This is a genomic window from Cytobacillus sp. FSL H8-0458 (assembly GCF_038002165.1).
In the GTDB taxonomy this organism is placed as follows: domain Bacteria; phylum Bacillota; class Bacilli; order Bacillales; family Cytobacillaceae; genus Cytobacillus.
Window position 1 is genome coordinate 2,164,747 of the sequence record NZ_JBBOBR010000001.1, and the last position, 20,128, is coordinate 2,184,874.

At 40.9% G+C, this 20,128-nt stretch carries 23 protein-coding genes; 2 read left to right on the plus strand and 21 right to left on the minus strand.

Annotated elements, in window-relative coordinates:
• Positions 1–14: 14 nt before the first annotated feature.
• The 4 genes from NYE23_RS10565 to NYE23_RS10580 form a co-directional block, all read right to left on the minus strand.
• Positions 15–1,247: an ABC transporter substrate-binding protein gene (locus NYE23_RS10565; protein ID WP_341077694.1), complete on the minus strand. Its 1,233-nt coding sequence runs from the start codon at positions 1,245–1,247 to the stop codon at positions 15–17.
• Positions 1,248–1,322: 75 nt separating this feature from the next.
• Positions 1,323–2,330, minus strand: a complete 1,008-nt coding sequence (locus NYE23_RS10570) for a LacI family DNA-binding transcriptional regulator (protein ID WP_341077696.1) — start codon at positions 2,328–2,330, stop codon at positions 1,323–1,325.
• A gap of 188 nt (positions 2,331–2,518) precedes the next feature.
• Entirely contained in the window at positions 2,519–3,331 is an 813-nt protein-coding gene (locus tag NYE23_RS10575; RefSeq protein ID WP_341077698.1) for a uroporphyrinogen-III synthase, read from the minus strand.
• A gap of 176 nt (positions 3,332–3,507) precedes the next feature.
• On the minus strand, positions 3,508–5,511 hold the full coding sequence (locus NYE23_RS10580; RefSeq protein ID WP_341077699.1) for an LTA synthase family protein: 2,004 nt from the start codon (positions 5,509–5,511) through the stop codon (positions 3,508–3,510).
• An 848-nt stretch (positions 5,512–6,359) separates the two neighbouring features.
• Here NYE23_RS10580 and NYE23_RS25280 point away from each other — a divergent pair.
• Complete coding sequence (locus NYE23_RS25280; RefSeq protein WP_445662597.1) at positions 6,360–6,584, plus strand: serine hydrolase; 225 nt, start codon at positions 6,360–6,362, stop codon at positions 6,582–6,584.
• A 152-nt stretch (positions 6,585–6,736) separates the two neighbouring features.
• Here the strand turns inward: NYE23_RS25280 and NYE23_RS10585 are convergent, their stop codons facing one another.
• From NYE23_RS10585 to NYE23_RS10665, 17 genes are all read right to left on the minus strand, one after another.
• On the minus strand, positions 6,737–7,411 hold the full coding sequence (locus NYE23_RS10585) for a lysozyme family protein (protein ID WP_341077701.1): 675 nt from the start codon (positions 7,409–7,411) through the stop codon (positions 6,737–6,739).
• A gap of 159 nt (positions 7,412–7,570) precedes the next feature.
• Entirely contained in the window at positions 7,571–8,464 is an 894-nt protein-coding gene (locus NYE23_RS10590; RefSeq protein WP_341077703.1) for an NAD(P)-dependent oxidoreductase, read from the minus strand.
• The gene (locus NYE23_RS10595) at positions 8,461–9,222 is read right to left on the minus strand and encodes a hydroxypyruvate isomerase family protein (RefSeq protein ID WP_341077704.1); all 762 of its coding nucleotides are present in this window, start codon (positions 9,220–9,222) and stop codon (positions 8,461–8,463) included. Before NYE23_RS10595 ends, NYE23_RS10590 begins: the two co-directional genes overlap by 4 nt.
• Positions 9,219–10,094, minus strand: a complete 876-nt coding sequence (locus tag NYE23_RS10600) for an MBL fold metallo-hydrolase (RefSeq protein WP_341077707.1) — start codon at positions 10,092–10,094, stop codon at positions 9,219–9,221. Before NYE23_RS10600 ends, NYE23_RS10595 begins: the two co-directional genes overlap by 4 nt.
• Positions 10,095–10,215: 121 nt before the next feature.
• Positions 10,216–10,557, minus strand: a complete 342-nt coding sequence (locus NYE23_RS10605) for a hypothetical protein (protein WP_341077712.1) — start codon at positions 10,555–10,557, stop codon at positions 10,216–10,218.
• Between the two features lie 90 nt (positions 10,558–10,647).
• Positions 10,648–10,983 (minus strand): hypothetical protein, encoded by a 336-nt coding sequence (locus NYE23_RS10610; RefSeq protein WP_341077715.1) that lies wholly within the window; start codon positions 10,981–10,983, stop codon positions 10,648–10,650.
• A 33-nt stretch (positions 10,984–11,016) separates the two neighbouring features.
• The gene (locus tag NYE23_RS10615; protein WP_341077717.1) at positions 11,017–11,583 is read right to left on the minus strand and encodes a hypothetical protein; all 567 of its coding nucleotides are present in this window, start codon (positions 11,581–11,583) and stop codon (positions 11,017–11,019) included.
• Between the two features lie 118 nt (positions 11,584–11,701).
• A complete protein-coding gene (locus NYE23_RS10620) occupies positions 11,702–12,175 on the minus strand; it encodes a RidA family protein (protein WP_035330531.1) in 474 nt (157 codons plus the stop codon).
• A gap of 295 nt (positions 12,176–12,470) precedes the next feature.
• Positions 12,471–12,821, minus strand: a complete 351-nt coding sequence (locus NYE23_RS10625; protein WP_341077718.1) for a 2Fe-2S iron-sulfur cluster-binding protein — start codon at positions 12,819–12,821, stop codon at positions 12,471–12,473.
• Between the two features lie 312 nt (positions 12,822–13,133).
• Positions 13,134–13,820, minus strand: a complete 687-nt coding sequence (locus NYE23_RS10630) for a GntR family transcriptional regulator (protein WP_341077719.1) — start codon at positions 13,818–13,820, stop codon at positions 13,134–13,136.
• Between the two features lie 15 nt (positions 13,821–13,835).
• The gene (locus tag NYE23_RS10635; protein WP_341077721.1) at positions 13,836–14,366 is read right to left on the minus strand and encodes a chromate transporter; all 531 of its coding nucleotides are present in this window, start codon (positions 14,364–14,366) and stop codon (positions 13,836–13,838) included.
• A complete protein-coding gene (locus NYE23_RS10640; protein WP_341077722.1) occupies positions 14,363–14,959 on the minus strand; it encodes a chromate transporter in 597 nt (198 codons plus the stop codon). The genes NYE23_RS10635 and NYE23_RS10640 overlap by 4 nt, the downstream gene beginning before the upstream one ends.
• Before the next feature lie 84 nt (positions 14,960–15,043).
• Positions 15,044–15,523, minus strand: a complete 480-nt coding sequence (locus NYE23_RS10645) for a GlcG/HbpS family heme-binding protein (protein WP_341077723.1) — start codon at positions 15,521–15,523, stop codon at positions 15,044–15,046.
• 19 nt (positions 15,524–15,542) lie between these two features.
• A complete protein-coding gene (locus NYE23_RS10650) occupies positions 15,543–17,006 on the minus strand; it encodes an aldehyde dehydrogenase family protein (protein WP_341077726.1) in 1,464 nt (487 codons plus the stop codon).
• Between the two features lie 122 nt (positions 17,007–17,128).
• Complete coding sequence (locus tag NYE23_RS10655; RefSeq protein ID WP_019382771.1) at positions 17,129–17,860, minus strand: TenA family transcriptional regulator; 732 nt, start codon at positions 17,858–17,860, stop codon at positions 17,129–17,131.
• Between the two features lie 224 nt (positions 17,861–18,084).
• Positions 18,085–18,855 (minus strand): creatininase family protein, encoded by a 771-nt coding sequence (locus NYE23_RS10660; protein ID WP_341077727.1) that lies wholly within the window; start codon positions 18,853–18,855, stop codon positions 18,085–18,087.
• Positions 18,856–18,917: 62 nt separating this feature from the next.
• Positions 18,918–19,250 carry a 2Fe-2S iron-sulfur cluster-binding protein gene (locus NYE23_RS10665; RefSeq protein WP_341077730.1) on the minus strand — a complete coding sequence of 111 codons (333 nt, stop codon included), beginning with the start codon at positions 19,248–19,250 and terminating at the stop codon, positions 18,918–18,920.
• Between the two features lie 325 nt (positions 19,251–19,575).
• On the opposite strand from NYE23_RS10665, the gene NYE23_RS10670 reads away from it, so the two are divergent.
• The gene (locus NYE23_RS10670; protein WP_076256097.1) at positions 19,576–19,911 is read left to right on the plus strand and encodes a hypothetical protein; all 336 of its coding nucleotides are present in this window, start codon (positions 19,576–19,578) and stop codon (positions 19,909–19,911) included.
• Positions 19,912–20,128: the final 217 nt, after the last annotated feature.

A 20,128-nucleotide genomic window follows, 5' to 3' on the forward strand; every position in this document is an offset into this window, starting at 1 on the left:
CTGGCCCGATGCCTTTATCGGTTTTGAACTTTTTCCCACTCGCTGTCCATTTTCTTCAGGAATTTTTCTTTATCTTTCTTGATCAGGAATTCCTGAACAAGGTTTTCGGCTCCCATGCCTGCAGGGTAATAGTGATCAGGGAAGCTTGTGATGGTGCCATTTTCAAAGTTAGCTTTGATTCCTTCAAACACCGGATCTTCCTGATACACTCCTTCAATGGCTGAGAAAGCTTTCTGCTCTTCAATATACTTTTCAGCTGTATCTTTATTCATCATGAATTCAGCAAATTTCATCGCTTCTTCTTTATGCTCAGTATCATTGCTGACTGCTAAAAGAACATCTACACCAGAAACAAGTTTATTTTGTGCAGGATCGTTTGTTACAGGCATTGGAAATACTCCAAGTTCCATGTCAGGATTTGCTTTAAGAATTTCAGGGATTGCCCAGTTGCCCTGCAGGTAGAAAACAGATTTGCCAGCAGCAAATGCATTGTTTCCATCCCCGTAAGCGACACCCATATTGTCTTTGTGGCCATACTGAACTAATGTAGCCATCTTGTCTGCAACTTCATCGTATTTATCGGTGAATGAAGTTTCCCCTGCGTTTTTCTTTTCAGCAAAGTCTTCACCCGCTACATTAGCGCCAAGTGAGTTCCATGCAATCATGCCTGTCCAGGCATCTTTTAATGTGAAGTAGATTGGAATGTCACCGGCAGCTTTAACCTTTTCAAGGCTGGCAATGAATTCATCCCAGGTAGTTGGGACCTCAAGGCCATGTTCTTCAAACTTCGCTTTGTTGTAGATCACGGCATTTGCATTTGTAGCATACGGAAGACCGAAAGTGCCTTCTTCTTCAGGTCCAACCAGACGATTGATCATATCGATATAGGATGGCTGAACAGTTTTAGCTAAATCTGTCCCTGAAAAATCCTCTAGAACTCCTGCACGGCCAAGCTCGCCGTATGTAGCATTACCAGCGATAGACATGATGTCGGGAAGATCGTTTTTAGTCAGACGTGTTTTCAAAACTGTTTCTGCTTCCGGCGGTGCATCCAATTTGATCTTTATATCCGGATTTTTCGCTTCAAATTCCTTAATCAATTCTTTGTATGTTTCAATGCTTTCTGACTTATTTGAGAAGAGCTCAAGCGTTACTTTTCCGTCATCTGCTCCATCAGATGAACATCCAGCCAATAAAGAAGCTCCTAAAGTTAATGCCATTACACCTGCGGTCATTTTTTTGATCATGATATATCCCCCTATTTGATTTTATAGTTTAATTACGTAAACGTTTACGTAATTAACCTTAGAAAAAGAGAGTTATTATTTTCTCTCTTTCACACTCATTCTTTCAATGATTTTATGCGGCATTATCCGGCTTTCCGGAGTTTTGCCTGTTTCTAAAATGGAAAAAAGCATTTCTGCAGCAGCTTCGCCCATTTTTGAGAGAGGCTGCCCTACTGTTGTTAAGGGCGGGATGGACATTTCAGCAAGATTCAAGTTATCATACCCAATAACAGAAATTTCGTCTGGGACCCTTATTCCCATCTGATAAGCTGCTGATAAAGCACCTATAGCCATTTCATCACTTGCTGCGAATATTGCCGTTACATCCGGAAACTGCTTGATAAGACTTTTCAAGCCCTCAACCCCATCAGGAAATGTAAACCCCCTGCTGAACACAATATTTTCAGTTCCCAGCGGTATGTTATTGTCGGTCAAAGCTTTCTTAAATCCTTCAATCCTGGGAATCCCCGCGATGATATCATCCTTGTTACCGCTTATCATCCCAATTCTGGAATGACCCTTGTCGATTAAATGCTTAGCTGCTGCATATGCTGCATGAAAATCGTTAACTTTTACATAAGACACCGGGTACGCATAGGACTCTGTCGAAAGCAGAATCATCGGCATACTGGTTTTAGTTACAAATTGATAATATTCATCCTTTAAAATTTCACTTGCGAAAATGATTCCGTCTACTCTTTTTTCGATAAGCAGCTGGAGATATTTCATCGTTTTTTCGCCATTTGATTCTGTATGACAGACAATCACACTGGAACCGTTATCATTTGCGGCCTTTTCAATGCCATCCAGCAGATCGGTAACAAGTGAGCTCGATAGCTTTGGGAAAAGCACTCCAATAGTATGGGTTCTCTTATTAATTAATCCCCTTGCCACCGCATTAGGCTGATAGCCCAGTTCTTCAATCACCTTAAGAACCTTGAATTTTGTTTTTTCCGAATAACCTCCCTGGCCATTTAAAATCCTGGAGACTGTTGCAATAGAGACATTTGCCTTTTTGGCAACATCTTTGATGGTATAGGACATATCCCACCTGCTTTAAGTTACTGTATTATTTTTGTTACGAAAACGTTTACGCTGTAATATTAACATGACATGTAAGCCTTTTCAATATTTTTTAATTAATTTTTTAAAATTTCTATATACATCAAATCATTGAAAAAGAGCCTAAAAAGGCTCTGCACTGCTGCATATGATGAATATAAACATCAGTCCTAAATATCTTCTTCCGCATAGAAACGGGTTAATGCAATTACCGCACTGCCAATCCTTTCGACTTCCGGAAAAATGACTCTTGCAATTCCTTCTTCATGTAAAGCTTGAGCAGTTACTTTTCCAACCGATAACGCCACAGTCTGATCTGAAAAACAGGTTTTCAATTGTTCTTCTGCATTCTTTTTCCGGGCGAAGCTGAATAAATTTCGTACTTGGGGAGTGCTTGTGAAAAATACGGAATCGAGCTTCCCGTCGAGGATCTCAGACAGCAGCAGATTCATCACTTTTTCCTCCGGAGGAATATGGGTATATGGAAGAATTTCTTCATACTCCGCCTGGTTATCTTCCAGCCATTGTTTCAAGTGCGGTGCCGGGTCCCCGTGAAGCTGCAGAGCTACTTTCGTCCCTTTTAGAGAATGTGTTGAGAGCCCTCGAATTAAGCCTGCCATACTGCCGTCATCGTCCCGCACTGCAGGCATGATATCATGGTTTTTCAGCATGTTGGCGGTTTTGTACCCCCTTGCTGCAATATTTGCTTTTTGCAGGCTGCTGATCAGGGCATCACTCCTATTCATTTCAAGAGCAGTTTGGTAAATGGTCTCGACACCGATTCCAGTCGTAAAAATAATCCAATCGAATCTGCACTCAGTCAGCATTTCTACATGATGCTGGAGTTTTTCATCTTTCAGCAGTACTGTTCCCTGCGAGGGCCTGCTTACTGCCGCCCCACCCTGATTCTGCAGCAGCTTGCTTATTTCTTCTATTTTCCGTGAACCTAATAGTGCAATTTTTTTGCCGGCAAGCTTCTTCATTTTACTCCCCCTTGGTATATATTTCTTTATGTATCATTATAAAATATGCATTACATTAAAACAGTTTTTAAGCACTTTAATTAAGGTATATTTTAAATCTGTCCAGAGGTTTTTGTTCTAGAATTAAAAAAATGCGTAAAAAACTGCCTGCAGGATCTCCCGCAGGCAGTTTTAATTTATTTATCAGCTGGTTCAGTTTCAGATGTTTCTTTAGTTTCTTCGTTCTTCTTGATTACCCCATTGTTTTCTGCTTTGTAATCGTATTTTGAACGATCAACCGGTTCGAAGTTTTCCGGTTGGTAGAAGCGGAGAAGATCTCCGTTTACCACTTTATCAGATAGCGCCAATTTCTGCTCAGCACTTTCCTGGAGTTTTTTCGCTTCTTCAAAACGGCTTTCATCCAGCAGTTCACCCGTTGTGGAATCATAGTACTTTCCGTCAACAGATGAAATTGTTGGGCTCATGAAGTCTCCGTTACGGAACGGCACAAGGTCATCATGATTTTCTGATAATAAATCGGTGCCGAATTGCAGATACTGTTTAGTATCAATGCCAAGCAAGTGCATCAATGTTGGCATCAGATCAATCTGGCCGCCAAATTCATGATTTACTCCGCCTTCCATGCCAGGTACACGGATGAATAGAGGAACACGCTGCAGACCGGCACTTTCGAACGGTGTAATTTCTTTTCCAAGCACTGTTTCCATTGCTTTATTATGATTTTTGGAAATTCCATAATGGTCACCATACATGACAATTACTGAGTTCTCATACAGACCGGAAGCCTTCAGCTGTTCAAAGAACTGTTTAAGCGCTTCGTCAGCATAACGGGCTGTCTGGAAGTAATTATCAACTGATTTGTCCCCTGTAGTATGGGGTTCAATTGTAGCCATCTCCTGATCCATATGATATGGATAGTGATGGGACACAGTAATGAATTTTGAATAGAACGGCTGCTTCAGAGACTCCAGATACGGCATGGATTGTTCAAAGAACGGCTTATCCATTAGACCGTAGTCAGCCATGTTTTCAGGTTTTAGATCATAATAATCTGCATCGAAAAAGTTATCATATCCAAATGATTTATAAATTTCGTTACGGTTCCAGAAGCTTCCGGAGTTGCCGTGGAAGACTGCAGAAGTATATCCTTTATCCTTCAGAATTGCCGGAGCTGCATTGTACGTATTCATGCCTTTTGTTGTAAAGGCAGAACCCTGCGGCAGCCCATATAGGGAGTTCTCAAGGATAAACTCAGCATCTGCTGTTTTCCCTTGTGCAGTCTGATGGAAGAAGTTATCAAAATACGTTGTATTTTCTTCTTCTATCAGCGAGTTCAGAAATGGTGTTACTTCTTCACCATGCAATTCATAATTCATTAAGAATGTCTGAATCGATTCAAGATGAAGGTAGATCACATTCATCCCTTCAGCTTTTCCAAAATACTTCGGATTCGGCTCAGCATAATTCGATTTCGTAAAGTTGATGACTTCGGTTGTATCACTGCTATCCGCCATAACTCTTTGTGCGGATGCCTTGGTGCTTTGCACTGCATCATAGATCGTATAATTGTACATGCCTAAATATTTCACAATATAGTTACGGTCAAATCCTCTTGTCAGAAGCTCCGGGCGGTCTGTTTCAGCCAGGCCCAGATTTGCAAAGGAAATGGCAAGCGACGCATAAATTAAAGCTGCTGATCTGCGGCGAGTCAAATCCTTTGTTTCGATCTTAACGGCTTTAAAAATAAGCAAGCCGGCAAGCACGATAAAATCAAGGAAGAAAAAGATATCAGTTGGCTTTAATAGTGAGCTGATGCTTCCGCTGACGTCACCGAAATTCTGTGTCTGCGTCAATGTCGGCAGTGTAATAAAATCATTAAAGAAACGGTAGTACACTGCATTTGCAAACAGCAGGAACGATAGGAAGAAATACATAACCATCAAAGCGATATATTTTCTTCTGCCTTTAAAAAAGATTGCAATTCCTAAAAACAGCAATGAAGACCCAAGCGGGTTAATGAATAAAAGGAACTGCTGCAAGGCACTTTCAATGCCTAAGTTAAATTGTGTCATTTGAGTAATATACGTTTTCATCCAGAGCAGAAATACTGCTAAAAAGAAAAAGCCTATATATTTATTCAATATATCCTGACTTTTATGAAGTAAAGTATTCAAAATCATACACCTGCCTTCTAGCACATTATTGTAACATATTTCGCTAGTAATTTAAAAATTTAAAGTTGGCAATCAGCCTAATTATTAGTTTACCTGAAAAATATTAATAATCTATGAACAGGCAAAAAAGCACTGCACAAGAATATAACTATACTCGCATTTTAAAAAATGTCAAGCATGTCCAGATAAACTGCTCTTTAATCACTATAAAACAGAGTGAGTGCCCTGTTCACAGCCTGAGCTGACTTTTGAACATTTAAAAATGCTGCACGTCTATATAGACGAATGAAACGCAATTTGGTTTCACTTTTTATATAAAAAACTTATGAATCTATGATTTTCCAGGGAAGGAGAAAAAATCAGACAACAGCCAATATATATGAAGAATGGTAAACAATTATACATAAAGGCAGAATTTTTTCATGGGCAGGAAACAGCAAATTAATGAGTATATGGACATACTTGCCGAGGGCAATATTTTAATGGATCTGTACTTGCCGCAAATTAAGGGGAAGTCATTCTGAATAAAGGATATGTACTATCAAGTTATCAATATGCCATTGAAGACACGTCTATTACCAAATTCCGATTCGGCTCTTTAACAAAGTCATTTACCACCGCTGCTGTCCTTTTTCTTCACCAGCAAAGGAGCAGCATCTTTCAGATGAAATCAATGCCTAAATTAACATTTTCCCTTCTGAAAATGGTGTGACTATCCACCATTTATTAAGCCATTCTTCGGGTGTGGCTGATTTTACTGAATACTGGGAGAAATATATGCGCCTTCTTTCCAGCCTGAAACAATCCGTCAATTGGATTTAAGCAGGCCGCTGCAATTCTAACCCGGTAAAGACATGCAATACAGCAATACAGGATATCTGCTCCTGACTGCTTTAATTGAAAACGTTTTAGGGTTACCCTATGAACAATTCCTCCTGGAAAATATTTTTAAACCACTTCAACTAAAAAATACAGGAATAGATCATGGCCGCAAGATTGTGAAGGACTTGGCCACCGGTCATTCGTTTTGGGAAGAAGTAATTTACACAGAATTTGTCGATATGAGCATCCCGCAGTGAGCATATGGGATGTACAGCACTCCTGAGGAATTATACAAGTGGACAGAAGTTTTGCTGAATGGTGTACTGCTAAACAAGTATTCTTACAAAACAAATCGCACTATAAGGTTGTGCGATTTGTTTTGTTTACCATAATATTATTATGTTTCGTTTTACCAAACTGATTTATATTCCCCATTTTTTCCTGTGCCGCTTGCTGTGAGAATCTCGATATTCTTTGTTACCTTCGTGGTATATGTGAAATCACCATAACAGTATGGATAGCGGAAATTATTCTTATCGCCTCCGCAATCATAAACTTCAGGATTCTTTTCAGCCTGCTTGAGCGAGAATTGCTTTGCGATTTCTTCACTGTGTTTTCCGCCCTGTTCAGCGACAAAGTCAATATATCCGATTCCCATATTATAAGCCTGGATAACGGCAGGGAAGTCTACATTTTTTTGACTTCCATAATTTAAAGCTTTCTGAAAGTGTTTTACACCCTGCTTAATGCTCTGTTCCGGATCCTGGATGGCATTTGGGGGTAATCCTGCTGATTCAGAAGCCTGCATCGGATCCCCTCCCTTCCCTTTGCTTTCCTGCTGCATGATCGCGGCCAGAACGAGTGTGTATTCTTCGAGATTGACCTCTTTCAATTCCTTTTCAAGTAAAGGCGTGTAATTCCGGACATCTTTAGATACCATATTTGGCAGCAAAGAAACTGCAGTTTCCTTTATATTAAGCTGCTTGAATTGGTCAAATAAGACGAAAGTCAAAACCATAAAAAATAACAGTAAGGCTATATTTGAACTGCGTTTTGTACGCTTTTTGCTTTTTTTGCGCTTCATTGCCGCTCTCCCGGTTTCTCTATTATTATTTCAGATTATTATTATAGCAGAAAATACTGATATTTTAATAAAGAAACACCTCAGGTGAATTTGCCGAAGAATGAAGACCCTAAAGCTAAAAGATTAAACAAAAAACGGACGCATTTCTGCACCCGCACATTAACCTTTCATCTTCACAACAGTGCCCGTCTCTTCCTCTAGAATCTTTATCACTGCCGACATATCCTGCTCGCTTAGTTCTTTCTCTGCTGCTGTTTGGAATGCTTTTTCCGCCATCTGCCCGGTAAATTGAGTAAGGCCGGCTTCCTGCAATAGCTGGTTTGCAAGCCGGACGTCTTTATATACATATTTGACTGCCCCTCCTGGTGTGAAATGGCGTGGTAATACGTATTGTTCCATATGCCTGCGAAGGATTTTGCTGTCGCCATAGCTTGCTTTCAGGACTTTTAATAGCTGTTCATTTTCCAGTCCATATGCAGCTCCGGTTACCATAGCCTCCGAGGCAGCCAGCGAGTGGACAGCAACAAGGTACTGATTGATCAGCTTGGCAATGCTGCCTGACCCCGAAGGTCCCATATATTCTATAGTTTCACCGAGCACATCAAGTACCGGCTTAACTTTCTGAAAGGCCATTTCCCCGCCGCCAGCCATGATCGTTAAAGTGCCGTTTTCGGCCCCTTCTGGTCCGCCGCTGACAGGACAGTCAAGATAACTGATTTCTTTTGCACCTGCCATCCCATAGATGATTTTACTCGTATCGGCCCCTACTGAAGTAAAGTCAATGCATATCGTTCCGGGCTTCGCAGTGTTTATGATTCCTTCTTTACTCATATAAACGGTCATTACATCCTGAGGCATCGAAAGACAAGTGCATATAATTTCACATTGATTGGAAAGCTCACTTACTGTTTCTTCATAAATCGCTCCATTTTCAATGAGCGGCTGCACTTTTTTGAATGTCCGGTTATGTACTGCCACTTGAAAACCATGGCCCAATAGCCGCTGGGCCATTCTGGAGCCCATCACGCCTGTTCCTATAAACCCGATCTTCATGAGGTCACTTCTTTCAGCCTAGCAAAGCTATCAGCGCTTCTGCCTTGCGGATTATATTCTAGACCAATACTGCCTTTATAGTGTTTCTGCAAATATAGGAGGATCTCTTTATAGTTCATTTCCCCCGTCCCCGGCTCATGTCTGCCCGGAGAGTCTGCAATCTGTACATGTGAAACCAGCTCAGCATACTTTTGAAAAAAAGAAAGAGCCTGGCCATGTATTCTTTCAATATGGTAAAAGTCGAATTGAAGCTTTACATTCGGCAAACCGACACTATTGATTATCTCTTCAGCCTGCTGGATATCATTTAAGAAATAGCCAGGCATGTCGATTGGATTGATTGGTTCAATTAATAAGTTAATTCCGTGTTCAGACATAGCAGTGCCCGCAAAAGAGAGATTTTCAATAAAAATATTCTGATTATTACTTGGGTGTACCCCCGCCATGCAATGAATCTGCTTTACCTCAAGGCCTTTCGCATAACGGATCCCGATTTCAACTGATTCTCTGAATTCTTCTCTGCGATTGGGGTCTGCAGCAAGGCCCCTGTCCCCTTCTTCCCAATGACCGGGAGGCAGGTTTATTAAAACCAATGATAAATCATTGTGCTCAAGCTCATTTCTGATTTCTTCTATTGTATAAGAATATGGAAATTGGCATTCTACAAGATCAAAACCAGCTTCGCGGGCTTTTTTGAATCGGTCCAAAAAAGGGACTTCTGTAAAAACGGTTGATAGATTAACAGAAAAATTGTTCATGGCAGCCTCCTTGAAGGTCCTTTCAGTTCATAGCCATTTGCAAAGTACTGTATCGTTTCTAACTCATTCTCATTCAGTTCACGATTGACATAGGATTGATAGGCATTCTTCATTTCTTCCATCTGTCCTTCGTATTTTTCGCTTAGGTGTGCTGCTTTCCTGAGCGTGGCCGCTTCCTCCTGGTATTCTGCCTTTGAAATTGCAGTCCCGTGGGATAAAATATATGTATCTGCATCAAATTGATCTATTGCATCCAACAACTGAAGCATGAGGTCTTCCGTGTATTTCCATTTACTTGCGTAAAGATTCGCGTAAATCGCATCACCCAAAAATAATATTTTTTCTTCTTTTATATATACCACTACGGAATCTGGAGAATGGTCTCCGCCGACTTGCTGCAGTTGGCAAGTCACACCGCCAAGATCGATTTCAAGCTTATTCTCGAAAGTGATATCTGGAAGTTTAATTTTAATACTCCGGTCATTACCATATTCTTTCTTTATGGCGCTCGCGCAAAATTCTATTTCGACTCCGTTTTCCACACGTTCATCTAATGCTTCATCTGTCCATAAATATGGGATTAGTTTTTCCATTTCAGCTTTGGTCCGTCTGGAAGCAATAGATGGAATGTCCAGTCGAGACAAACCAAAAATATGATCCCAGTGCCAATGAGTCAACACCACCATCCTTGGTGAAGTTATTTGATGTTTCTCCAGCTCGCTTAAAAATAGTTGAGCATGAGCTTCAGAATTACCTGCATCAATCATCAAAGTCATTCGATCCCCGACCACAGCCCCTAAAATGGGACGGTCTGTCTCTGAAACAGGAGTAAGATACCAACATCTGCGCTTAAGTTTTTCTAATGTTTGCATAAAATCCTCCCTTTGGTTCTGTTATACTTTAATTCGGTAAAAGTGAAGAGAATCCTTTTTTTAGTCCTATATTCAGACAAAGCCTGCTCCATAATACTTTTTGAGCAGACTCTTTATCAATTTACTTATTAACATTTTCTAAAAATCGATCTGTTATCTCATCCCAATTATCAAGGAAAGAGTCGCGATTTAGGTAATCGAGCTCTAAGAATAAATCACGCGCTTCCTGATCCACTGTCAAAAAATAATCCCTGTAATGATCATCATATCTTAAGAAAATATCTGTATCAATTTTTTCTTGATCATTCAAATAATTTACCGCTAATTGAAGATTTTTGTGTTCTCTGTTCATCTTTTCCTGCTCTGTCTTGTGCCATTCATTCAGCTGTGATTGTACAGTATTAAACAGGTTGTTAATGGCTGCATTGGCGTCTTCATGCCATTCAGACCATACTTTAGCCATTTCAGCTGTCCTGTTAAATTCAGATTTTAAATCCTGCTGATTTTGAACGTTTACAAACTGGCCATTGGCGGCGTTTGCCATTTCCTTTAATTAACTAAGTCCATCATTGTCTACCTGGTAGCCAATGATATTGACAACGGGCTTGAGATTGGAGGCACCAAGGCTTTTCATTGCTTTAACTGGATCTCCTCCACATGTTTCAATCCCGTCGCTGACTAAATAGATAATGTTGGTGTTCTTCTCTCCATCCATTTCCTTTAAATCCTTCATCACCTGCTCGGCCGCTTTAGCCATAGGTGTCCAGCCTGCAGGCTTAAACTGATTTAATGAACTTGTGAATGCAGCAGGGGCATAAGCTGAAAGCGGATAAACTTCTTCAACCTTTCTGCAGGACTTTTCTTTATCCTTTTTCTGACCTGTGCCCACATGTCCATAAACACTGAGAGAGACATTAGCTTTTTAAGGCAAACTCTCAACAAATTGCTGAATTGCCTCTTTGGCTAAATCCATTCTTGTCCGCCCGTTCTCGAGCGCCCCCATGCTGCCGCTGGAATCCAGCAATATAGCCACATTATAATTTTCCTTAACCTGCGGACCTTCCGCCCCGGCACTTGGGTCAGCAAATTTCATTGCTTCCCATTGGTCAATTGGCACTTGAGGCAAATTTAGATTTTCTTTAAACAGCGCAAATATTTCCTGTTCCATTGCCTCTATTTCTTCCTCTGACGAATCCTTATTAATTTCAGGAAGCTCATTAATCTTCTTTTTTGCTTCTTCTGAAAACTCTTCTCCTGCAAATTCTCCTGTCATGTCATATTCAGCAGATTCTTTGAAAGACTTGGGAACAGAAGGAAAGTTTTTTACAGTTTGCTCAGAATCTTCTCCGTCAGCCCCTTCCACATTTTCAGCTGATTTCTTTTGATCAGACTCCTTTTTATCGTCCTTATTCTCTTCAGCTGAACTGCATGCAATAAGAAAAACTGCAGAAAGAATAATGGTTACGATTAGCAGTAATGCTCTTTTCATAGTACCCTCCTTCTTATCTTCAATATCCTCAATCATTTTACCATGACAGTGAATCTATGAAATTAGTTTTTTAAGTCACAAAAAAACTGCTCTAAATTGAGCAGCCCTTGTTCGGAATTTATTCTATTTCAACAATCATTTCAATTTCTACAGGAGCCCCACCTGGCAGTGAAGCCAATCCCACTGCTTTACGTGCGTGTCCATTTTCCTTGCCGAAAATATCATGCAGCAGTTCTGATGCTGCATTTATGACGATCGGATGATATTTAAAGTCACTTGTTGAGGCAACATATCCATCCATTTTGATGATTCTTTTCACTTTATTTAAATCTCCAATTATTCCTTTAAGGGCTGCCAGCAAATTCAGCGTACAAATTCGTGCCGCATCCTTTGCTTCTTCGATCGAAATGCCTGCCCCGACAATTCCGGTATACTTTTGAAGACCATTTACTCTGGGTGTTTGCCCGGACAAATAGACAATCTTTCCTGAGATAACGCCCGGTTCAAAAGGCATTCGGATATCAGTCAATACAGGGAGCTGGATATTCAGCTCTTCCAGTCTTTCTTCAATTCCCTTTTTTACCCCTTCCATCACTATGCCTCCTGGGAAACACTTTGTTTTAATGAAGAATAAAGTTGTTTAGTGAATTTAAATGAGCGGTGAGTATAATAGACTTTGGCGAAAGCATGATTTTCACAAAGTGAGCATTTGATTTCATATGGTGCTTTTCGAATATGAGGTGTTTTTAATATTTGCATGGCTTCTTTTAAATGAGTGCTGCAAACCCACATAATTTCACCTTCTTCTATATTATTGGGTGTTTATTTTGCATTCTGTAACGGGCTGAAATTGAGTTCCTCCATTACAGAATGCAGTCTAGGGAATTTCATTTTCCTGTAGAAACGGCTTGCTTCAATTTATCCGGCTTTCTCTTTTTTACCTGATCTGTCACTTTATCATCCCAGGAAATGGTAACATCCCCGTTTGTTACAAAAGTCTGGCATCCTAAACGGTAGCCTTTTTCCAGCCACTCTTCTCCCAGCTTTCTTTTTTCCTGGATTTTCACGTTGTCCAGATATTCGGAACCTTCTTCCGTTTTAAAAACACAAGTGCCGCAAATTCCGCCGCCGCAGCGATTTGGCAGATCACCATCATAACGGAGCGACATTCTTAATATATTAGAATCCTCAGGCACTTCCAGAGTTTTGCTGCTGTTGACAAAATGGATGTTTGGCATGAAACAATTCCTCCTCGTTATTTTGTTTATTGGTTGTTTGGCATGTTACCTAGCTCTTGGTATACAATATACCATATAAGTAATATTCAGACAATACTAAACTTTTAAATATTTAAATGGAGGACAAACACTCATTGGGACTCAATCTCCTAGGTTTCTTCTTTAACTTTCCAAAGAAGTTGCTAGTTCGGACTCTATTTTTCCAACTTTCCTTTCTTGTCCTAAGATACCCAAACTTCGGACTCACTCCCCTATTATTCTTCTCTCTCTGTCTGAATGGTTCTATCTTGAATAATGCGCTAGATCGGCTGCTTAATTTTTACTAGAGCCTCTTTTTTTAATTCGGTTCACATAGGCCATATAGGCCTTCTTTGAATTTTCAATATGAATCCTCATCAGGTATTCCGCTATTTCGGCATCTTTATCGCGAAGTGCTTTCATAATATCGATATGTTCTTTTAATGAGTCCTTTCTTCTTCCGGGTGTTTCATATCCCATATTGGCAGCCATATGAATGAAATCGATCAAGCCTGATAGGATTTCATATAGCTTTGGGCTTTTGGATGCCTTATTAATCAGCCTGTTCATCTGGATATGTTCGGAATTGAAGTGTTCCTCATCCCGTTCATTCAGTATCACCAGTTCTCGGATTTTGAAATCCAGCTCTTTTTGTGTGTCTGAATCCATTCTTTGAGCCGCCAATTTTACAGCCAGCACCTCAAGAGAAGAAAGGATGGTAAAGACCTCCAGTACTTCATCCTCTGAAATATTGGAGATAACCACACCTTTTCTGGGAACTGTTTTCACGAAGCCCTGGGATTCCAGCCTGAACAACGCCTCACGGATCGGCGTGCGGCTGATGTTTAGTTTGGCTGCAAGTTCTCTTTCTACCAGTCTGTCCCCAGCCTGATATTCTCCTTCTAAAATAAGTTTTTTCAGATACAAATACGCATGTTCGCGTATAGATATTAAGTTATTTTCCTCCCATGTTTTTTCCATTGTTTCACCGCCTGTTTAAGATAAAAAGATCCCTCCATAAAATAAAGCTCCGAATATAACAAGAGAAGGATGAACCTTGAATTTGATTAATGTTAAATAGCTGACGGCTGCAAGAAGCAAAAGGTGCAGCATTCCGCTTTTTTCGAAGGCTGACATAAAGAACTGATAGGCCATGACCGCCAGAAGGACAGCAATGATCGGCTGTACTGATTTAGTCATTAATTTTACTTTAGGGGAATCTTTGAATAAATTCACAAACTTAAACAGCACAATCACTGCCAAAGCAGATGGCAGAATGGTTGCGGCTAAAGCAACCGCCGCACCCAATACTCCGCCAAGTTCATAACCGATAAATCCGGCCATTTTCGTTGCTATAGGACCCGGCAGCGCATTGGCTATGGCTAGAACATCCCCAAATTCAGAGAGTGACATCCAGCCATTGTTATTGACTACTTCAATTTGTATGAGGGGAATTGTTGCCGGTCCCCCTCCATAACCCAATAAATTCGCTATAAAAAATGCCCAAAAGATATCCCAATAGATCATGAACTTTTCTCCCTTACTGGCATGTACTCTTCAGCTGCCTTTTTATTCGCCTGTTCTTTCCGGTGGGCAATATAAAATGCAGTACTTAAGACGATTGCAATTAAAATACCGGGATGCCATTCCAAAAATTGCACAAAAATTAATGACACTGCGGCCAATATGAGGTTTTTAGGCAATCCTAACCCCTGGCTGCCTTTCTGATAAAAACGATAGGCCATCTCTGCCAGCATAAAACCAATTACAGGTGTCACTCCCTGCACCATTCCACTGACAATCGGGGACTGGCGGAAGGAGTATAAAACGCCAAGCAAAGTAAGCATTGCGATAATAGAAGGAAGGATATGCGTTAGGATGGCTACAGTGGCACCTATGCTGCCTTTGACTTTATAGCCGATGTAGGCAGCCATCTTCGTTGCAATCGGTCCGGGCAATGTATTGGCTAACGCCAGAGTCTCTCCGAATTCCTCCTCTGTCATCCACTTATATTTCTTGACTGCTTCAAATTCGATCAGTGGAATCGTCGAAGGACCTCCTCCATACCCTGTCACACCGGTACGTGCAAATCCAACCGCCAATTCAAGATAAGGCTTCATGCGATCCTCCCCTTTTTTAGGTGCTTTTGACTGAAGAAGGACCTCATTTCGCTATCTATTTATAACGAATGAGGTCCCTTTCTATTATTTTTTAATATCTGCTTCGGTTACGACTTCATAGCCGCCTTTTTCCAGGTAAGCTTGAAGGGCTTTTAGTGCAGCAGTTCCTACAGCGGTATCCTGCTCGCCGTTTCCTCCGCTGATGCCGATTCCGCCAACAACTTCACCATTTACCACAATTGGGAACCCTCCGACAAACACAGCAAATTTGCCATCAAGCATATGCTGAATGCCAAATGCCTCATTGCCTGGGAGGGCAGGCCCGTTCGGTTCTTTATTGAATAGGTGGGTGGAGCGTTTGTGGCCGGCGGCAGTGTAAGCCTTAGCAATCGCAATTTCAGGGCCGGTGATTCTTGCTCCATTCATGCGCTCCAGGGCAATTACACTTCCGCCGTCATCGACAATCGCAATTGTCTCAAACACATTGATTTCAGCAGACTTTTCCTTTGCTGCTTCAATCATTAATTTGGCTTCTTCTAGTTCAAGCTTTAAAGCTGTTTTCATTTTTCATTCTCCTTTAGTTTTAATAGCCGATATAAACGGTTTTTACTTGAGTGAAAAATTCCAGGCCAACCCTTCCCGACTCCCGGAACGTTGCCGTGCTTGATTGCTTTAATCCGCCAAAGGGCGCATTGATTAAGTTGCCTGTTGTAGTCCGGTTCACTTTTACCGTGCCTGCCTGAATGTCTTTAGTAAACTGGCTGGCTATTTTTAAGTTATTTGTCACGATAGAAGCAGATAATCCGTAGTCAACGTCATTCGCAGCCGCAATGGCTTCTTCATATGTATCTGCCTCGATCACGGCAATAACCGGTCCGAAAATCTCTTCCTTGGCAATACGGTGATTCGGTTTAACATTCGTAAAAATGGCCGGCTGAACAAAATATCCTTTTTCATATTGGCCCTCAGTCAGCTGTTCACCGCCATATACAAGGTCTGCACCGTCTTCTTTTCCAAACTCAATATACTTCAGAACATTTTTCAGCTGCTTTTCATTTGCCAGCGGACCAATTTTAACTCCTTCTTCAAAGCCGCTGCCAATTTTAAGGGCACTCGTTTTTTCAATCAATTTGTTTACAAATGCTTCCTTTACTTCCTTCATCACAATTACCCTGCTTGTTCCAGTGCAGGCTTGCCCTGTTAAAGAAAACCCGCCATTTACTGTTAATGTGGCCGCCAGATCAAGGTCAGCATCCTCCATAACTAAAAGCGGGTTTTTGCCGCCAAGCTCCATTTGAGTACGGGTGGTGAAAGAGCTCTTGCTGTGGATGTCCTCACCTGCAGCTGTTGAACCAGTGAATGTAACAGCCTTGACAGCAGGGTGGGTGACTAATAAATCACCTACATCCGAAGCCTTCCCTGTAACAAAGTTTAAGACCCCTTTTGGAATACCTGCCTCGTGCAGTGCTTCTACAAGCCGGACAGCAATCAGAGGGGTATCTGATGAAGGTTTGAACACAACTGTGTTTCCTGTAATTAATGCTGGGGCAATTTTTCTCGCCGCAATGGAGATTGGAAAGTTCCATGGAGTTATTACACTTATAACGCCGAGCGGTTCTCTTTCCGTTGAAACTCTCATATTGGGATCATCATTAGGGAAGGTTTCGCCTGTGAAGCTTTGTCCCTCGACCGCATAATAACGAAGCGTCTGTGCGGAGCGGAGCACTTCATTTTTTGCATCACTGACATGCTTCCCTTCTTCTCTTGTCAGTTCTTCTGCAAATTGGCCGGCATTTTCTTCAAGGTATGCTGCTGCTTTGTTTAAAATGGCTGCACGCTTGGACGGCGCTGCCTTTGCCCAGCCAGGGAATGCTTCTCTCGCGGCTTCAATTGCCAGCTTGACATCTGTTTCATTGGATGCCTGAAAAACACCGACGACATCTTCAGTATTTGCAGGGTTAACACTATAAAACTTCTTTTGGCTCCCGGATTCCTGCCATTCACCATTAATATAGTTATTGAAGGATTCTACTTTTGTTGTAATCAAATGAAATCACCTTACTCTCTGTATATTTCTCCCTTTACTGCGCCAAATTCTCTGGTTATAGAAAGGGCCGCCACATAGACCTCGTATGACAAGATTTAGTGTGACGGCCTGGATAATAGATATTATTTTGCTTCTACTAAAGAGCCAAGATCCTGTTCAAGATATTCTCTCCATAGGCCATCCATGTACATGCGGCGCATCTTCGCACCTGTGCGAACTACCTCAAGGCAGCGCTGCTGTAATTCAGGAGTGTCAGCATGATCTAAAACAATCTTATAGCCGCGTTCTCCATGGATTTCATCGGATACGATATGAAGGTCGAAGAATTCGATTTCTTCATCTGTAAATCCGTATTGGGCACGAAGAGCAGGAGTCTGCTTTCGATAAATGTCCGGTACCTGAGACTCTAAGCCGACAACAAGGGCTGCTGTAGCTACAACGAAGTTTTCACGGGCAGCAACTGCATAGCACCAGCTTTGAAGACCTAGTGTAGTCGGTGCCATGTTTTCTGGATTAATTACTCGTTCGCGGGTTGTTCCGCATGCTTCTGCAAAACGAATCAGCAAGTCTGTATGGCGGTCGGCCGCAATTTCTTCTTCATACATATTTTGAAGTGTGAAATCTTTTGCTGCTTCAAATTTCGGATCGGTTGGAGTGTTGTGATAGATGTACGCTAAGTAGTCAGCAAAAGGCCCTACATAGTGGTAATGATTTTCAGCCCATCTCGCAAAATGCTTTCTTTCCAGTTTTCCTTCAGCCCAAGCTACAGTAAATGGAGCTTTCTGACTGTGGTTTCCTTTAATGGCTTCCTCTAGTTCTTTGCGAAATTCATCTTTAGATAATAATTCTGGCATGTGTAAACTCCTCCTCGAAATTTATGTAGCCTATCGGCATTTGATATTTTGTATACCAAAACTTCTTTTAAAAAATAATAGGGTGCTAATTTCCAGCCCTATTTAACTTGTTTTTTTGGTCTTTGGTATACCTTAATGAAATCATAACCTATTCTTTTTCAATTGTAAACACAATTTTTAGAATTTTTTAAAGATTAATTTTTCTCACTTCTAGATTGTAAGAATTAATAAAGAAGCTCTTCTTTCAAATCAAGCAGTTCGGAAAGCTCCTCAGTAAGATGATCCAGAGCTTCCTCTACAATTTGCTCACCGATTTCCCTGCTCCCTTGCCGACCATCACCTATACAGCCGTTTCCTGTCATTTCTTCGTAAAAATAAAAACCCTGAACAGCCTTGCCAGGCCGGAGTTTTTCCCATCTTCCGCCCTGCTTGATTTCTCCTTTTTCTAAAAGGTCCTCTCTTACCAGTTCCGGAGCCAGGTACAGAGCTTCAGATACTTCCCGTTCGCAGCTGTGGCCAAATAGAGGGGATTTAACATATTTCCCGATAGACTCTTTCGCAGAGGCAGTAGTCTTTGCATAATAGACTTCAACTTCCAATTCCTTTGTGATAGTCATTGCTGCGAGATTCAATGCAGATTGGTTTCCGCCATGGGAATTCAAAAACAGAAACTTCTTGATGCCATGCTGTTTCAGTGATGAGACCATATCTTTCAGAACAGCAATCAAAGTAGACGGCTGAAGGGTGATGGTTCCGGGAAAATGAATGTGATGCTCGGAAACACCCATGTTAACTGTTGGGGTTACAATAGCATAAGGAAACATCCTTTGCCCCAGTTTAATTGCCATTCTTTCCGCAAGCACTGCATCACAGCTTTCCGCCATATGAGGCCCATGCTGCTCATGTGCTCCGACAGGAATAATAGCAAACTCTGCATTTTCTAAGGATTTCTCGACTTCCTTCCACGTCATCTTGGTAAGCTCATAACAATTCATTTTCTTATTACCCCGCTTATTTTTCGGTATTTTGTATACCACTAAATAACAAAAATAAAAAACTATTTTATAATAGCTGCAGTTGTTTTCTTGGGAGGTTTTACAGAGATATTTTCCTGAGAGATTTCAATATCACTTTGGATAGTCATCTGACAAGTTAACCGGTATCCTTCTTTTACTTTATCGCCAAGCATTTTTTCTTCCTTCCAATTTGGCGGAGCGAGATCATCTCCCCCGTTTAATACGATACACGTACATTTTGTACACCTTCCCATGCCACAGCCATATTTTATTTCCGGAAATTGGCGGATCCCTGCCAGTACCACCAAATTGGCATTATCCTTTACTTGCTTCTCCACAATCTCTCCATCCACATGCAGTGTAACCTTCGGCATATCAATACCCCTTTCAGTTTATTCTAAACATTTAGATACTTTTTCAAAGTATACAACCTTTCTGAAAGATTAGCAAACTGGTTTTTTATTTTTTTGTTGCAAATAATTCTGGATAAGGAAAAAATGCTGTTATTTTATACAATCAAATAGAACTTTTAACCGAATTATTAAAAAATTTAGAATTTATAATTGAAAAAATCAAAACTATAGTATAAAATACAATTAATCCTATGGTATACAATATTCCAACTAGAAGGAGGTATGCTGCATAATTACATATTAATTAATTCTTCGAAAATATCTAAGAATAAAAGGAGTGTTTTAATTGGGTAAATATATTGTATTAACAAATAAAGATACTTTCCAGACCATTCTTGAAAACGAGGGTTTAAAGCCGGTTGAGACGTATCATTTCTATTTTTTTGATAAGCTGAAGGCTAAGTACACTATTGCAGAAGTTTTGGATGAGAAAATGAAAATCCAATTGTTTGAAGAATATGAAGGAAAAGAGTATGTAAATCATATCGGTGTTAAATTTTTTGAACGTTTTGAAACGCTGGAAGCTGCCAGAGAAGAATTAGATGAAATTGTAAAGGCATCCGGCAATAGTGAAGACTCTATTCATTCGAAGCTGGTTAAATCTGATGAAGTAGCAGTATAAAGTGAAACTTCAATCAGTGGGGAGTGCTTTTCTCCCTGCTGATTGTTAGTTGAGGCCCACAGGAAGTGGGTCACAAAGACGTTGCCACAGGACAAGGAAAGCTACGGCAGCGATACATCGCACGACCGAAAGCGGCAGCTTTTGGGAGGATGTGGCGTTTTTAGTCTTTGTTCTTCTTTTCGGGCCTTTACGGGCAGTTTGACCCCCACTTATCCTC

Excerpts from the sequence above, each read along its gene's own strand:
- NYE23_RS10640 (WP_341077722.1), bottom strand. The coding sequence starts at position 14,959 with ATGAAGCCTTATCTTGAATTGGCGGTTGGATTTGCACGTACCGGTGTG.
- NYE23_RS10655 (WP_019382771.1), bottom strand. The coding sequence starts at position 17,860 with ATGCCAGAATTATTATCTAAAGATGAATTTCGCAAAGAACTAGAGGAA.
- NYE23_RS10575 (WP_341077698.1), bottom strand. The coding sequence starts at position 3,331 with ATGAAGAAGCTTGCCGGCAAAAAAATTGCACTATTAGGTTCACGGAAA.
- NYE23_RS10635 (WP_341077721.1), bottom strand. The coding sequence starts at position 14,366 with ATGATCTATTGGGATATCTTTTGGGCATTTTTTATAGCGAATTTATTG.
- NYE23_RS10570 (WP_341077696.1), bottom strand. The coding sequence starts at position 2,330 with ATGTCCTATACCATCAAAGATGTTGCCAAAAAGGCAAATGTCTCTATT.
- NYE23_RS10615 (WP_341077717.1), bottom strand. The coding sequence starts at position 11,583 with ATGAAAAGAGCATTACTGCTAATCGTAACCATTATTCTTTCTGCAGTT.
- NYE23_RS10580 (WP_341077699.1), bottom strand. The coding sequence starts at position 5,511 with ATGATTTTGAATACTTTACTTCATAAAAGTCAGGATATATTGAATAAA.
- NYE23_RS10600 (WP_341077707.1), bottom strand. The coding sequence starts at position 10,094 with ATGCAAACATTAGAAAAACTTAAGCGCAGATGTTGGTATCTTACTCCT.
- NYE23_RS10565 (WP_341077694.1), bottom strand. The coding sequence starts at position 1,247 with ATGATCAAAAAAATGACCGCAGGTGTAATGGCATTAACTTTAGGAGCT.
- NYE23_RS10585 (WP_341077701.1), bottom strand. The coding sequence starts at position 7,411 with ATGAAGCGCAAAAAAAGCAAAAAGCGTACAAAACGCAGTTCAAATATA.
- NYE23_RS10665 (WP_341077730.1), bottom strand. The coding sequence starts at position 19,250 with ATGCCGAAGGTTACACTGCATGTGGATGGAGAGATTGTGGAGAAGCAA.
- NYE23_RS25280 (WP_445662597.1), top strand. The coding sequence starts at position 6,360 with ATGCAATACAGCAATACAGGATATCTGCTCCTGACTGCTTTAATTGAA.
- NYE23_RS10625 (WP_341077718.1), bottom strand. The coding sequence starts at position 12,821 with ATGCCAAACATCCATTTTGTCAACAGCAGCAAAACTCTGGAAGTGCCT.
- NYE23_RS10630 (WP_341077719.1), bottom strand. The coding sequence starts at position 13,820 with ATGGAAAAAACATGGGAGGAAAATAACTTAATATCTATACGCGAACAT.
- NYE23_RS10605 (WP_341077712.1), bottom strand. The coding sequence starts at position 10,557 with ATGGCTAAAGTATGGTCTGAATGGCATGAAGACGCCAATGCAGCCATT.
- NYE23_RS10660 (WP_341077727.1), bottom strand. The coding sequence starts at position 18,855 with ATGAATTGTTATGAGCTTACCAAGATGACGTGGAAGGAAGTCGAGAAA.
- NYE23_RS10590 (WP_341077703.1), bottom strand. The coding sequence starts at position 8,464 with ATGAAGATCGGGTTTATAGGAACAGGCGTGATGGGCTCCAGAATGGCC.
- NYE23_RS10595 (WP_341077704.1), bottom strand. The coding sequence starts at position 9,222 with ATGAACAATTTTTCTGTTAATCTATCAACCGTTTTTACAGAAGTCCCT.
- NYE23_RS10620 (WP_035330531.1), bottom strand. The coding sequence starts at position 12,175 with ATGGAAGGGGTAAAAAAGGGAATTGAAGAAAGACTGGAAGAGCTGAAT.
- NYE23_RS10645 (WP_341077723.1), bottom strand. The coding sequence starts at position 15,523 with ATGAAAACAGCTTTAAAGCTTGAACTAGAAGAAGCCAAATTAATGATT.